Annotated in this window: 10 protein-coding genes; 8 read left to right on the forward strand and 2 right to left on the reverse strand. The window is 65.4% G+C overall.

The window, feature by feature from the left end:
- The first annotated feature begins 2 nt into the window (after nt 1-2).
- The 6 genes from AC0L3B_RS00750 to AC0L3B_RS00775 all read left to right on the forward strand — a co-directional run bounded on the left by AC0L3B_RS00750 (nt 3) and on the right by AC0L3B_RS00775 (nt 8,218).
- Nucleotides 3-1,220 carry an NAD(P)/FAD-dependent oxidoreductase gene (locus tag AC0L3B_RS00750; RefSeq protein ID WP_085385885.1) on the forward strand — a complete coding sequence of 406 codons (1,218 nt, stop codon included), beginning with the start codon at nt 3-5 and terminating at the stop codon, nt 1,218-1,220.
- 15 nt (nt 1,221-1,235) lie between these two features.
- A complete protein-coding gene (locus tag AC0L3B_RS00755; protein WP_085362270.1) occupies nt 1,236-3,941 on the forward strand; it encodes a nitrate reductase in 2,706 nt (901 codons plus the stop codon).
- A gap of 232 nt (nt 3,942-4,173) precedes the next feature.
- The gene (locus tag AC0L3B_RS00760) at nt 4,174-5,076 is read left to right on the forward strand and encodes an SMP-30/gluconolactonase/LRE family protein (protein ID WP_247300320.1); all 903 of its coding nucleotides are present in this window, start codon (nt 4,174-4,176) and stop codon (nt 5,074-5,076) included.
- 45 nt (nt 5,077-5,121) lie between these two features.
- Nucleotides 5,122-5,961, forward strand: a complete 840-nt coding sequence (locus tag AC0L3B_RS00765; protein ID WP_247300276.1) for an aldo/keto reductase — start codon at nt 5,122-5,124, stop codon at nt 5,959-5,961.
- A gap of 185 nt (nt 5,962-6,146) precedes the next feature.
- A complete protein-coding gene (locus tag AC0L3B_RS00770) occupies nt 6,147-7,088 on the forward strand; it encodes a DMT family transporter (protein ID WP_018457082.1) in 942 nt (313 codons plus the stop codon).
- A gap of 59 nt (nt 7,089-7,147) precedes the next feature.
- A complete protein-coding gene (locus AC0L3B_RS00775) occupies nt 7,148-8,218 on the forward strand; it encodes a zinc-binding dehydrogenase (protein WP_473379900.1) in 1,071 nt (356 codons plus the stop codon).
- A gap of 4 nt (nt 8,219-8,222) precedes the next feature.
- Here the strand turns inward: AC0L3B_RS00775 and AC0L3B_RS00780 are convergent, their stop codons facing one another.
- Nucleotides 8,223-8,684 (reverse strand): Lrp/AsnC family transcriptional regulator, encoded by a 462-nt coding sequence (locus AC0L3B_RS00780; protein WP_014497003.1) that lies wholly within the window; start codon nt 8,682-8,684, stop codon nt 8,223-8,225.
- Between the two features lie 133 nt (nt 8,685-8,817).
- On the opposite strand from AC0L3B_RS00780, the gene AC0L3B_RS00785 reads away from it, so the two are divergent.
- Both AC0L3B_RS00785 and AC0L3B_RS00790 read left to right on the forward strand, forming a co-directional pair.
- Complete coding sequence (locus AC0L3B_RS00785; protein WP_085352130.1) at nt 8,818-11,181, forward strand: transketolase; 2,364 nt, start codon at nt 8,818-8,820, stop codon at nt 11,179-11,181.
- Nucleotides 11,182-11,387: 206 nt separating this feature from the next.
- Nucleotides 11,388-12,818 (forward strand): aldehyde dehydrogenase family protein, encoded by a 1,431-nt coding sequence (locus AC0L3B_RS00790; protein WP_018457078.1) that lies wholly within the window; start codon nt 11,388-11,390, stop codon nt 12,816-12,818.
- Nucleotides 12,819-12,991: 173 nt separating this feature from the next.
- Here AC0L3B_RS00790 and AC0L3B_RS00795 read toward each other — a convergent pair whose 3' ends face one another.
- Entirely contained in the window at nt 12,992-13,969 is a 978-nt protein-coding gene (locus tag AC0L3B_RS00795; RefSeq protein WP_085352132.1) for an SMP-30/gluconolactonase/LRE family protein, read from the reverse strand.
- Between the last annotated feature and the right edge of the window lie 11 nt (nt 13,970-13,980).

Here is a 13,980-nt window from a genome sequence, read left to right on the forward strand (position 1 = left end):
TTGTGAGTGAACCGCTGGTCATTGTCGGAAACGGTATGGCGGCCGCGCGTCTGGTCGACGAGCTCGCCAAGACCGCACTCGGCCGCTACGCGGTCGCCGTCATCGGCGAAGAGCCGCGGCTCGCTTACAACCGTGTTCTGCTCTCCTCCGTGCTGGCCGGCGAGACCGGCTCGCACGAGATCGAGCTCCGACCCGCCGACTGGTGGCGCCATCGCGGTGTCACGGTGCGCTACGGCTATCGGGTCACCGAGATCGACACCGGCCGACGCGAGCTCAAGATCGAAGGCGAAGAGAGCATGGAATATTCCAAGCTCGTGCTCGCCGTCGGCTCGACGCCGCTACGGCTCAACGTGCCCGGCGCCGATCTCGCCGGCGTGCACACCTTTCGCGATACCCGCGACGTCGACCTGCTGCTGACGCTCGCGGCCGCCAGGAAGCGCGTCGTCGTGGTCGGCGGTGGTCTGCTCGGACTCGAAGCGGCCTACGGCCTCGCCAAGGCCGGAGCGCCGGTGACGCTGCTGCACCTGATGGACCGGCTGATGGAGCGCCAGCTCGATGCCTCCGCCGCGGACCTGCTCAAGACACTGGTCGAGCGCAAGGGCATTCGTATCCTGCTCAATGCATCCACAGCGCGCATCCACGGCGAAGGTCATGTCCAAGCGGTCGAGCTTGCCGACGGCAGCCGCATCGAGGCCGATGCGGTGATCTTCGCCGCCGGCATCAGGCCCAACATTGCGCTCGCAAAGGACGCCGGCATCGCAGTCAACCGCGGCATCGTCGTCAACGACGAGATGCAGACGGCGTCACCCGATATCTACGCGCTTGGCGAATGCGCCGAGCATCGCGGCACCTGCTACGGCCTCGTCGAGCCTGCCTACGAGCAGGCGCGCGTGCTGGCGCGGCATCTCGCGGGCCGTCCCGCGGCCTATCAGGGCAGCGTGGTCTCGACCAATCTGAAGGTGTCGGGCGTCAGCGTATTCTCCGCGGGCGACTTCATGGGCGGGGAGGGCAGCGAGAGCCTCGTGCTGTCAGACCGCAGGCGCGGCACCTACAAGAAGCTCGTCATCTCCGACGGCCGGCTCACCGGCGCGGTGCTGATCGGCGATACCGTCGATGCGCTCTGGTATCTCGAGCTGATCCGCAATCGTGACAAGGTGGCGGCGATCCGCACCGACATGATGTTCGGCCGCGCGCTCGCGCGTCCCTCCAAAGCGGCTTGATTGAGGCGGCTCGATATGACGGCGATCGATCCCACGCTCCGCGCTACCAAAACGACCTGTCCGTATTGCGGCGTCGGCTGCGGCGTGCTGGCGACGCCAGACGGCAAGGGCGGCGCGGCGATCGCGGGCGATCCCGATCATCCTGCCAATTTCGGCCGGCTGTGCTCCAAGGGCTCGGCGCTCGGCGAGACGGTCGGGCTCGAAAGCCGGCTGCTCTATCCGATGATCCGCTGCAAGGGCGTGCTCGAACGCGTCGCCTGGAGCGATGCGCTCGATCACGTCGCCCACCGCATGCAGCACATCGTCGCGCGCGACGGCGCCGACGCGGTCGCATTCTATCTCTCGGGCCAGCTGCTGACCGAGGACTATTACGTCGCCAACAAGCTGATGAAGGGCTTTGTCGGCACTGCGAACGTCGACACCAATTCGCGGCTCTGCATGTCGTCATCGGTCGCCGGTCACCGGCGCGCCTTCGGCGCCGACACCGTGCCCGGCTGCTACGAGGATCTCGACCAGGCCGATCTTCTGGTGTTCGTCGGCTCGAATGCCGCCTGGTGCCATCCCGTGCTGTTCCAGCGCATGCTGAAGAACCGGCAGGAGCGCGGCGCGCGCATGATCGTGATCGATCCGCGCCGCACCGACACCGCGACCGACGTCGATCTGTTCCTCGGCCTCAAGCCCGGCACCGACACGGCGTTGTTCTCCGGCCTGTTCGTTCACCTCGCCGACAATGGGGCCCTGGATCAGGACTACATCGGGCAAAACACGTCGGGCTTTGACGACGCGCTGGCGCGCGCACGCAGCATCGCCGGCAGCATCACGGCGACCGCACTGGCGACCGGCCTCTCCGAGCAGGACGTTGCCACCTTCTTCAAGATGTTCCGTGACACGCCCCGCGTCGTCACGCTGTACTCGCAGGGTGTCAATCAGTCGGCGCAGGGCACCGACAAGGTCAACGCGATCCTGAACTGCCATCTCGCCACGGGGCGCATCGGCAAGCCCGGTGCCTCGCCGTTCTCGCTCACCGGCCAGCCCAACGCGATGGGCGGCCGCGAGGTCGGCGGCCTCGCCAACCAGCTCGCCGCACACATGAACTTCACGCCGCCGGACATCGATCGCGTGCGGCGGTTCTGGAAGGCGCCGCGCATCGCCACCCATGAAGGGTTGAAGGCGGTGCAGCTGTTCGAAGCCATCAACCGCGGCGAGGTCAAGGCGCTGTGGGTGATGGGCACCAACCCCGCGGTGTCGCTGCCCGACGCGGACTTCGTGCGCGAGGCGCTGAAGAAGCTCGAGCTGTTCGTGGTCTCCGAGAACGTGCTCTCCAACGACACGGTCGATGCTGGCCCGCACGTGCTGCTGCCCGCGCTCGCCTGGGGCGAGAAGTCGGGCACCGTGACCAATTCCGAGCGCCGGATCTCGCGCCAGCGTTCGTTCCTGCCGGCGCCCGGCGAGGCGCGGCCGGACTGGTGGATCCTGAGCGAAACCGCAAAACGCCTCGGCTTCGGCGACAGTTTTAATTACAAATCCGCAGCCGACATCTTTCGCGAGCACGCCGCGCTCTCGGCGTTCGAGAACGATGGCAGCCGCGACTTCGACATCGGCGCGCTGACCTCGCTGTCCGACGAGGGCTTCGACGCGTTGAAGCCCGTGCAGTGGCCCGCGCGCGAAGGCCAGGCGCCCGGCGAGCGCTTCTTCGCGGCCGGCGGGTTCTTCACCAATGACGGCAAGGGCCGCTTCGTCGCGCCGGAGGTGCCGGCGCTGCGCGGCGAGACCGGGCCGTCGCGGCCGCTGCGGCTCAACACCGGGCGCATCCGCGACCAGTGGCACACCATGACGCGCACGGGCCTCAGCCCGCGGCTCGGCGCGCATCTGCCCGAGCCGTTCGTCGAGATTCATCCCGATGACGCCGGCAGATACAACGTCGTCCATGACGGCTATGCCCGCATCACCACCGACTACGGCCAGTGCACCCTCAAGGTCGTCGTCAGCGACCACCAGCAGCGCGGCACGCTGTTCGCGCCGATCCACTGGAGTGCGATGAACGCCTCGCACGGTCGCGTCGGGGCGCTGGTCGCACCGTTCACCGATCCGTTCTCGGGGCAGCCGGAGTCGAAGGCGACACCGGCGGCGATTTCGCCTTATGAATACGTCTTCCGCGGCTTTGCGTTGTCGCGCAAGCAGCTGGAGCTGCCACCGAACCTGATGTGGACCCGCGTCACTGTTACCGGCGGCTTCGGCTACCTCTTCGCCGACAATGCGGACCTGTCGCGCTGGCCGGCCTGGCTCGGTGGCGTTGCCGGCGAGGACGTCGCCGACTATCGCGACCTCGGCGGCGGCGTTTATCGCGCGGCCTCGTTTGCCGGCGACCGCATCGAAACCTGCCTGTTCGTCGGCCCCGCGCATGATGCCGGGGACTGGGAGGTGGTGAAGAGCCTGTTCGTGGCCGACCACGTCACCGATGAGCAGCGGCGCATGCTGCTGTCCGGCAAGTCGAGCGAGGGCGCGGCTTCGACCGGTCCTGTCGTCTGTGCCTGCTTCGGCGTCGGCCGCGGCACCATCTGCGACACCATCGCCGCAGGCGCGCGCACAGCCGCCGAGATCGGCGCAAAGCTCAAGGCCGGCACCAATTGCGGCTCCTGCATCCCCGAGCTGAAGCGCCTGATCGCGACGACCGAAATTGCGCCGGCGAAGCATGCCAAGCACGCGGGCGCGGCGGGGTAGGGGCGACTTTCTCGGTCGTCGCGCATACTCCGCCGTCATCGCCCGGCTTGACCGGGCGATCCAGTACGCCGAGACGCCTGTGATCAAGCGCTAAGGCCACTGCGTACTGGATTCCCTGCTTTCGCGGGGAATGACAGCGAGGGCGGGGCGCTATGCTTCGGCCCAATCGACGCACGCCTCATTGTGCCCTATGGTGCCGCGCTCTCGCCCTCAACACGCAAAAACAACAATGATGTACCTGGAAACGCCGCCGCGCCTGATCGAGACCAGGCTCTTTTCCGCCATGCCCGACAAATTCCGCCGCAAGGGCGAGCGCACCGATTGGGCCGATGCCAACCGGCCCGGTGTGCCGACGGATTCCTTCATCGAAGGGCCGTCGTTCGACAAGGATGCCAATCTCTACATCGTCGACATTCCCTTCGGCCGCATCTTCCGCATTGCGCCTGACGGCGAGTGGTCGCTGGCGATTGAATATGAGGGCTGGCCGAACGGGCTGAAGATCGCGGCCGACGGCCGCATCCTGGTCGCCGACTACAGGCACGGCATCATGGAGTTCGACGCCAGGGCAGGGCGCATTGCGCCGGTGCTGACCTCGCGCAACTCGGAGTCTTTCCGGGGCTGCAACGATCTGCATCTCGCGTCCAACGGCGACATCTATTTCACCGACCAGGGACAGACCGGCCTGCATGACCCCAGCGGCCGCGTCTATCGCCTGACGCAAAGCGGCCGGCTCGATTGCCTGATCGACACTGGTATCAGCCCGAATGGCCTGGTGCTCGATCCAACCGAGACCGTGCTGTTCGTCGCGATGACGCGCGACAACGCGGTGTGGCGGCTGCCGTTCATGAAGGACGGCAGCGTGTCGAAGGTTGGCCGCTTCTGCTCGCTGTTCGGCACCAGCGGCCCTGATGGCATGACAATGGATGCCAAGGGCCGCCTGTTCGTCGGTCACGCCTCACTCGGCCATGTCTTCGTGTTCGCGCCCAACGGCGAATTGATTGCGCGGGTCAAGTCGTGTGCAGGTCCGAATTGCACCAATGTCGCCATTGGTGGCGCGAAGAAGGATCGGCTCTACATCACGGAGTCCGCAACCGGTAGCGTATTGGTCGCTGACATCGGCGTATTGAACTCTTGAGCGCGACGGCGGTTGCCTCAGCGAACGAGTGGTATCGGAGCAAATATGAACACGAAACCCTTCGGCAAAACGGGTGCCAGCGTCTCCGTCATCGGGCAGGGCACATGGTATCTCGACCATGGCGATCGCAAGCGCGCGATCGCGGCGCTTCAGCGCGGGCTCGACCTCGGCATGACCCACATCGATACCGCCGAGATGTATGGCGATGCCGAACTCGTCATTGGGGATGCGATCGCGGGCCGACGCGACGAGGTTTTCTTGGTGTCAAAGGTGCTGCCGAGCAACGCCTCGCGCCGCGGAACCATCACCGCCTGTGAGCGCTCGCTGAAGCGGCTGAAAACCGATCGGCTCGACTGCTATCTGCTGCATTGGCGCGGCTCGTATCCGCTGGAGGACACCGTCGCCGCATTCGAGGAACTGGTGAAGGCCGGCAAGATCAAATCCTGGGGCGTCTCCAATTTCGATGCCGATGATCTCGACGAGATCCTCGACGCCGCCGGCGAACACCGCATCGCCTGCAATCAGGTGCTCTATCATCTGAAGGAACGCGCGATCGAGCACGCGGTGATCCCGTGGTGCGAACGGCATGGTGTCGCCGTGGTCGCCTATTCGCCATTCGGCCACGATGATTTCCCTGCGAGCAACAGCAAGGGCGGCGCGGTGCTGGCGCGCATCGCGGAGGCGCGTCGCGCGACGCCGCGCCAGGTCGCACTGAGCTTCCTCACCCGTGCAACTACGGTGTTCGCGATCCCGAAGGCGTCGTCCGCGGAACATGCCGGCGACAATGCTGCGGCCGGCGATCTGGTGCTGACGAAAGACGAGATCGCGGCGCTCGATGCGGCGTTTCCGCGCGGTCCGAAGCCGCGCGGCCTGCCCATGCTGTAGTGCACAAACGCCCGTTATTAATGGAGTCTTGACGTGCGCGGACGTGAGCGCATATCGGCATCCTGTTTTCGGAAGTTGTGAAAGCGGCGCAATTATCGTTTTTTACGATCATTCCCGATTCGCATTCCTAGGTTCCAGCCGTGACCCCGCCGCCCGCCGCAGCCGCAAGGCTCGACAGTATTCCCATGCCCATGCCGGAAAAGAAGCCGCAGGCGCGACGGGCGCCGGCGCGCGTCGATCACCCGTTCAAAGGCATCGCGCTGGTGCTGCTGTCGACGATCTTTCTCGGCTGCTCCGATGTTACCGCGAAATATCTGTCGTCGAGCCTGCCGTCGATCGAGATCACCTGGATCCGCTTCGTGACGTTTGCGCTGATGTTCACGCCGGTGATGCTGCCGGGCTCGCCGCTCCATGCGATGCGCACCGAGCGCCTCGGCCTGCAGTTGATGCGCGGCGCGGCATTGCTCGGTTCTTCGCTGTTCTTCATCACCGGCCTGAGCTTCCTGCCGATCGCAGAAGCGTCCGCGACCGGCTTCGTCTCGCCGCTGTTCGTCACCGCGCTCTCGATCGTCTTCCTGAGCGAGAAGGTCGGCATGCGCCGTTGGATCGCGACCGCGATCGGCCTGACCGGCGTGCTGATCATCCTGCGCCCGGGCTCCAGCGCGTTTCACGCCGCCGCCTTCTTCCCGATCGTCTCGGCGTTCTGCTGGGCCGCGGCGCTGATCCTGACGCGCATGATGAGCGGGCGTGAAGCCGTCCTCACCACGATGGCCTATTCGGCGCTGACGGGCGTTGCGATCCTCTCCCTGATGGTACCGTTCGTCTGGGTCACGCCGACCTGGACGGCGATCGGGCTTGGCATCGTGATCGGCGTCGCCTCCACCGTCGGCCAGTGGATCATCGTGCTGGCCTATCGCTACGGCGATGCCTCGGTACTGGCGCCGTTCTCCTACACGCAGTTGCTGTGGGTGAGCATCCTCGGCTTCTTCCTGTTCGGCGAAGTGCCTGATGTCTGGACCGTCACCGGTGCGGCCTTCATCGTCGCCAGCGGCCTCTACATCGCCCATCGCGAGCGCATCCGCCGCGCCCAGCTCCTGATCCTGGAAGAGCGTTCCCCGAACCCCTGACGCAAGATCGCGCGTCCGCTTCGTGCTATCGACGGCTCCAACAAGACGGGAGGAGCCGGATGCGCGCTGCGATTTTCAGGAACGGTGAGATTGTCGTCGACCGGATGGCCGAGCCAAAGCCCGGCCCCGGCCAGGTGCTGGTCAAGACGCTCGCCTGCGGCATCTGCGGCTCCGATCTGCACGCGCGCCAGCACGCCCACCGCATGGTGGAGATGGCGCGAAAGACCGGCCGCAAGCCGATGGATCTCGCCCGCGACGTCGTGTTCGGCCACGAGTTCTGCTGCGAGATCGTCGACTTCGGCCCGGGGACCGTGCGCAAGCTCAAGTCGTGCACGCGCGTCTGCTCGCTGCCAGCCCTCGTAACGCCGCAGGGCATCGAAGGCATCGGTTACTCCAACGACAATATTGGCGGCTATGCCGAGGCGATGCTGCTGAGCGAAGCGCTGCTGCTCGAGGTGCCCAACGGTCTCGCGCCGGAGCATGCCGCGCTCACCGAACCGCTCGCGGTCGGCGTTCACGCGGTCGCCAAGGCCAACATCCGAGGCGGCGAAGTGCCGCTCGTGATCGGCTGCGGCCCGGTCGGGCTCGCGGTGATTGCGGCGCTGAAGCTCAAGGGCCTGCATCCGATCGTCGCCGCCGACTATTCGCCGGCGCGGCGCGCGCTTGCGGCAAAGCTCGGCGCCGATGTCGTCGTGGATCCACGGGTGTCGCAGCCCTATCTGACCTGGGCCGAGCATGCGCAGATGTCGGAGGCGGAGAAGGCCGCGCGGCCGCCGTTGCTGCCCGCGCTCAAACCCGCGATCATCTTCGAATGCGATGGCGTGCCCGGTCTCTTGCAGCAGGTGTTCGAGGGCGCTCCGCGCGATGCGAGGATCGTCGTGGTCGGTGTGTGCATGGAGACCGACAGGAGCGAGCCCATGCTCGGCATCATGAAAGAGCTCAACGTCCAGTATGTGCTCGGCTACACGCCGGACGAATTCGCGGCGTCACTGCGCCTGATCGCGGAGGGGCAGGTGGATGCGGCGGCAATGGTGACGGCGGAAGTCGGCATCGACGGCGTTGCAAAGGCTTTCGCCGATCTCGCCAATCCTGAGGCTCACACCAAGATCATCGTGCAGCCGTGGCCGTGATGCCTTACACCGGCAGCGCGATCGAATATTTCACCTGGCTGAGCGCAAAGCTGGACTCGATCGAGGCGATGCCGTCGAGCCGGGTCAGCTTGGTCTTCAGGAAAGTCTCGTAGGAGGCCAGGTCGGCGGCGACCACGCGCAAGAGATAGTCGCGATTGCCGGTCATCAGATAGCATTCCAGCACCTCGTCCCATTTCGAGATCGCGCGCGCGAAGCGGTTGAGGTCCTCCTCCTTCTGCCGCGCCAGCTTGATCGAGATGAAGACGCTGACATGCAGCCCCAGCGCCTTCTGGTCCACGGTCGCGATGTAGCGCGAGATGACGCCGCGTTCCTCGAGCAGCTTGACCCGGCGATGGCATGGCGACACCGACAGCCCGACCTTGTCGGCCAGTTCCTGCATGGTCAGGCGGCTGTCGTTCTGGAGCAGAGCGAGGATTTTTCGGTCAATGGCGTCGAGGTCGGGCATTGGGATGAACCTGTCGTTTTTGTCGGCTGATTGGTAAGCTATCCCAATATTGGCTGGTAGCGCGCGAAAAATTGAGAAGTTTGGCGCTTCCTGCAGGGGTATCATCGGGCACCTGTTTTCCGGGAGCATTGCCATGCCCGTTGATACCGCCCGCCTCGACACCTTGACCGCGCTGGCCCGCAAGACGCTGTGGCTGTCGTCATGGACCATCCATCACGCCAACCACATCCGCCCGAATGCGGACGGCCTGAAAGTCGGGGGACATCAGGCCTCGTCGGCCTCGCTCGCCACCATCATGTCGGCGCTGTATTTCCACGTGCTGAAGCCCGAAGATCGCGTCGCGGTGAAGCCGCATGCGAGCCCGGTGTTCCACGCCATCCAGTATCTGTTCGGCCGGCAGAGCCGCGAGAAGCTGGAGAATTTTCGTGGCTTCAAGGGCGCGCAGTCCTATCCCTCGCGCACCAAGGACGTCGACGACGTCGATTTCTCCACCGGCTCGGTCGGCCTTGGCGTGGCGCAAACGCTGTTCGCCTCGCTGGTGCAGGACTACGTCAAGGCACATGGCTGGATGAAGGATCGCCGCGAAGGGCGGATGATCGCTCTGGTCGGCGATGCCGAGATGGACGAGGGCAACATCTTCGAGGCGCTGGCGGAGGGCTGGAAGCACGGCCTGCGCAACACCTGGTGGGTGGTCGACTACAACAGGCAGTCGCTCGACGCCGTCGTCCGCGAAGGCCTCTGGGAGAAGTTCGAGACCGTGTTCCGCAATTTCGGCTGGGACGTGGTGATCGTGAAATATGGCCGCCTGATGCGCGAGGCCTTTGCGGAAGCTGGCGGCGAGGCGCTGAAGCGCTGGATCGACAATTGTCCGAACGCACTCTACGCCGCATTGTGTTTTCAGGGCGGCGCGGCGTTCCGCAAGCATTTGCACGACGAGATCGGCGATCAGGGCCCCATCACCAAGCTGATCGACAGGCGCAGCGACGACGAGCTGCTGGCGCTGATGTCGAACCTCGGCGGCCATGACATGGCGAGCATGCTGGACGCCTTCGAATCCATCGACCACGACCGCCCGGTCTGCTTCATCGCCTACACCATCAAGGGCGTCGGCCTGCCGTTCCAGGGCCACAAGGACAATCATGCCGGCCTAATGACGGTCGCGCAGATGGAGAAATATCGCGACAGCCAGAACATCCGGCCCGGACACGAATGGGACAGATACGAGGGTCTCGCGCAAAGTGCCGCCGAGCTCGACGCCTTCCTCGCGGGCGTGCCGTTCAACCAGGACGGCCGCCGGCTCACCGCGCCTGTTATCGAGGTGCCGTCGCAGCTTGCCTTCAAGCCGGCGCCGCAGATGTCGACCCAGCAGGGTTTTGGGCTGGTGCTGAACGAGATCGCGCGCGGCGACAGCGAGCTCGCCAAGCGCATCGTGACGACATCGCCTGACGTCACCGTCTCGACCAATCTCGGTCCGTGGGTGAACCGGCGCGGCCTGTTTGCGCGCGGCGAGAAGGCGGACTTATTCCGCAGCGAGAAAATTCCATCCACCTTCAACTGGGACTTCTCGCCCAAGGGCCAGCATCTCGAACTCGGCATCGCCGAGATGAACCTGTTCATCATGCTCTCGGCGCTCGGCCTGTCGCACCAGATCAACGGCGAGCGGCTGCTGCCGGTCGGCACGCTCTACGATCCCTTCATCGAGCGCGGTCTCGATGCGCTGAACTATGCCTGTTACCAGGATGCGCGCTTCATGGTGGCGGCGACCCCCTCAGGTATCACGCTCGCGCCCGAAGGCGGCGCGCATCAGTCGATCGCAACCCCTTTGATCGGCATGGCGCAGGATGGCCTTGCCTCGTTCGAGCCGGCCTTTGTCGACGAGCTCGCCGTGATCATGGGGTGGGGCTTCAATCACATGCAGCGCGATCCGGGTGAGGGCGGCTCGGTCTATCTGCGGCTCTCGACGCGCTCGATCGAGCAGGCGCAGCGGATCATGACGCCCGAGCTTGCACAGGGCATCACCGACGGCGCGTATTGGTTGCGCAAGCCGGGGCCCAATGCCGAAGCCGTCATCGCCTATACCGGCGCCGTGGCGCCAGAAGCGATCGAAGCGACCGGCTTCATTGGCGAGAGCCGGCGCGACATCGGCCTGCTCGCGATCACGTCCGCGGATCGTCTGCATGCGGGATGGACGGCCGCACGGAAGTTGCGCCGTGATCGGCGCGGCGTGCAGCATCTCAGCCACATCGAAAAACTGCTCGCACCGCTGCCGCGCGACTGCGGCATCGTGACGGTGATCGACGGCCATCCGGCGGCGCTCGGCTGGCTCGGCAGCATCCGCGGCCATCGCGTCGAGGCGCTCGGCGTCGAGCAGTTCGGCCAGACCGGCACCATCGCAGACCTCTACCGCCACCACGGCATTGACGCCAACGCCATCATCGATGCGGCCGAAAGCCTCACCACCGGCGCGCCGGTGTTGCATCGGAAGATGGCGGTGTAGTTCTCCGTCGTGGTCCTGGCCCCCGTGCGCAATTGCGCACTGGGCCAGGACGACGGCAATCGAGACCTTGCCACCCCTCCGCCATCGGCTCATATAACCTCGGTCCGCCGCAATGCTGGCCCCGCATATGGCGGGTTCAATTGCCGGCGCTTTCGTGCAAGGATGCCTGCCGAAACGCCCCCCAAGCCCCCAAGAAGAGGTTCACTATGGTCAATCGCATGCAGTTCTACATCGACGGCGCCTGGGTCGATCCCGCCGTCAAGAAGTCCACCGCCGTGGTCAATCCGGCGACGGAAGAGGCGATGTACGAGGTTGCGCTGGGCTCCAAGGCCGACGTTGACAAAGCCGTCGCCGCCGCCAAGCGCGCGTTCGTGACGTTCTCCCAGACCAGCCGTGACGAGCGCGTCGCGCTGCTCACCAAGGTCATCGAGATCTACAAGGGCCGTCTCAAGGAGATCGGCGCCGCCGTCTCCGACGAAATGGGTGCGCCGCTGCCGATGGCGGAGAAGCTGCAGGCCGGCGCCGGTCTTGGCCACCTCATGACCACGCTCGACGTGCTCAAGAACTATCATTTCGAGGAACCGGTCGGCACCGCCATGGTGCTGCGCGAGCCGGTCGGCGTGGTCGGCATGATCACGCCCTGGAACTGGCCGCTCAACCAGATCGCCTGCAAGGTCGCGCCCGCACTCGCCGCTGGCTGCACCATGATCCTGAAGCCATCGGAGTTCACCCCGACCTCGGCGCTGATCTTCGCGGAAATCCTCCATGAAGCCGGCGTGCCGAAGGGCGTGTTCAACCTCGTCAACGGTCTCGGTCCCGAGGTCGGCGCCGCCATGAGCGAGCACCCCGATATCGACATGATCTCCTTCACCGGCTCGACCCGCGCCGGCATCGACGTGGCCAAGCGTGCGGCACCGACCGTGAAGCGCGTCAGCCAGGAGCTCGGCGGCAAGTCGCCGAACGTCATCCTCGAAGGCGCCGACCTCACGAAGGCGGTGACCGGCGGCGTGATGCACATGTTCAACAACTCCGGCCAGTCCTGCAACGCGCCCTCGCGCATGATCGTGCCGGCCTCGAAGATGAAGGAAGTCGCCGCGATCGCGAAGGCCGTCGCCGACAAGACCAAGGCGGGCGATCCGCGCGCCGAAGGCACCACCATCGGTCCCGTGGTCAACCGCGGCCAGTGGGACAAGATCCAGGGCCTGATCAAGAAGGGCATCGACGAGGGCGCAACGCTCGTCTCGGGCGGCCCGGGCCTGCCCGAGGGCGTCAACAAAGGCTTCTATGTCCGTCCGACCATCTTCGCCGACGTCACCCCCGACATGACGATTGCGCGTGAAGAGATCTTCGGACCGGTGCTGACGATCATCGGCGCCAAGGACGAAGCCGAGGCCGTGCACATCGCCAACGACACGCCCTATGGGCTTGCCGGCTACGTCACGGGCGCTTCCGTCGAGGACGCCAAGCGCGTCGGCCGGCAGATCCGCGCCGGCAACGTCAACCTGCAGGGCGTACCCAACGACCGCTCCGCGCCGTTCGGCGGCTACAAGCAATCCGGCAACGGCCGCGAGTGGGGCAAATATGGCCTCGAGGACTTCCTCGAAGTGAAGGCCGTCGCCGGCTTCAACGCGGCGTAGGCGTTACTGCCTGGGTGAACATGACGCCGGAGCGGGAAACCGCTCCGGCGTTTTTGTTCTATCTTTCGTCATTGCGAGGAGCGAAGCGACGAAGCAATCCAGGCTGCCTCCGCGGAAAGATTCTGGATTGCTTCGCTCCGCTCGCAATGACGAGAGGCGTGACGGAGGAAAAACTATCCCCCGACCGCGCCCTGCGTGTTCACATACAATGCGTAGATCGACTGGCTCGCGGCCATGAACAGGCGGTTGCGCTTGACGCCGCCGAAGCAGAGATTGGCGCAGCGTTCGGGCAGCGCGATGCGGCCGATCATGACGCCGTCGGGCGCGAACACCACGACGCCGTCGAGCTCGGGATCGCCCATGCCCCAGCCGCACCAGAGATTGCCGTCGATGTCGCAGCGCATGCCGTCCGGCGTGCCCGGGCCGGCGTCGATGTGGACGCGCTTGTTGGAGATGGTGGCGCCGTCAGGCGAGACGTCATAGGCGAGGATTTTCCGGTTCGGCACGCCGCGTGATTCCACGACGTAGAGGATTGTCTCGTCCGGCGAGAAGCACAGCCCGTTGGGCCCGAGCACGCCTTCGGCAACGATGGTCGCCTTGCCGGTCGCGGGATCGAGCCTGTAGACGTTCGGCTCGATCTCGGGCTCGGCCTTGTAGCCCTCGTAATTGCCGAGTAGGCCGAAAGTGGGATCGGTGAACCAAACCGCGCCGTCGGACTTCACCACGACGTCGTTCGGCGAGTTGAGCTTCTTGCCGCCGAACGAGTCCATCAGCACGGTGATGCTGCCGTCATATTCGGTGCGGGTGACGCGTCGCCCGCCATGCTCGCATGTGACGAGCCGGCCCTGGCGATCCCTGGTGTGGCCGTTGGCGAAATTGGAGGGCTTGCGGAACACCGAGACCGCGCCGGTCTCCTCTTCCCATTTGACGATGCGCTGGTTCGGAATGTCGCTGCACAGGAGATAGCGCCCGTCGCCGAACCACACCGGACCCTCGGCCCAGCGCAGGCCGGTCGTCAGCCGCTCCACCGCCGAGAGTTTCAGCCAGTATTTTTCGAAGCGGGGATCGAGTGCCTTTATCGCCGGATCGGGATAGTAGCTCGCCGGCCGCCAGCCTGGCCGCTCCTGGGGATGGGACGATGCCTCATTCATGTCGGTTCTCT

The sequence above is a fragment of the Bradyrhizobium sp. Kon56 genome (assembly GCF_055807635.1).

Bases quoted from the DNA above. Each gene is read 5' to 3' on its own strand.
- AC0L3B_RS00755 (WP_085362270.1), top strand. From the start codon at position 1,236: ATGACGGCGATCGATCCCACGCTCCGCGCTACCAAAACGACCTGTCCG.
- AC0L3B_RS00760 (WP_247300320.1), top strand. From the start codon at position 4,174: ATGTACCTGGAAACGCCGCCGCGCCTGATCGAGACCAGGCTCTTTTCC.
- AC0L3B_RS00765 (WP_247300276.1), top strand. From the start codon at position 5,122: ATGAACACGAAACCCTTCGGCAAAACGGGTGCCAGCGTCTCCGTCATC.
- AC0L3B_RS00770 (WP_018457082.1), top strand. From the start codon at position 6,147: ATGCCCATGCCGGAAAAGAAGCCGCAGGCGCGACGGGCGCCGGCGCGC.
- AC0L3B_RS00775 (WP_473379900.1), top strand. From the start codon at position 7,148: ATGCGCGCTGCGATTTTCAGGAACGGTGAGATTGTCGTCGACCGGATG.
- AC0L3B_RS00780 (WP_014497003.1), bottom strand. From the start codon at position 8,684: ATGCCCGACCTCGACGCCATTGACCGAAAAATCCTCGCTCTGCTCCAG.
- AC0L3B_RS00785 (WP_085352130.1), top strand. From the start codon at position 8,818: ATGCCCGTTGATACCGCCCGCCTCGACACCTTGACCGCGCTGGCCCGC.
- AC0L3B_RS00790 (WP_018457078.1), top strand. From the start codon at position 11,388: ATGGTCAATCGCATGCAGTTCTACATCGACGGCGCCTGGGTCGATCCC.
- AC0L3B_RS00795 (WP_085352132.1), bottom strand. From the start codon at position 13,969: ATGAATGAGGCATCGTCCCATCCCCAGGAGCGGCCAGGCTGGCGGCCG.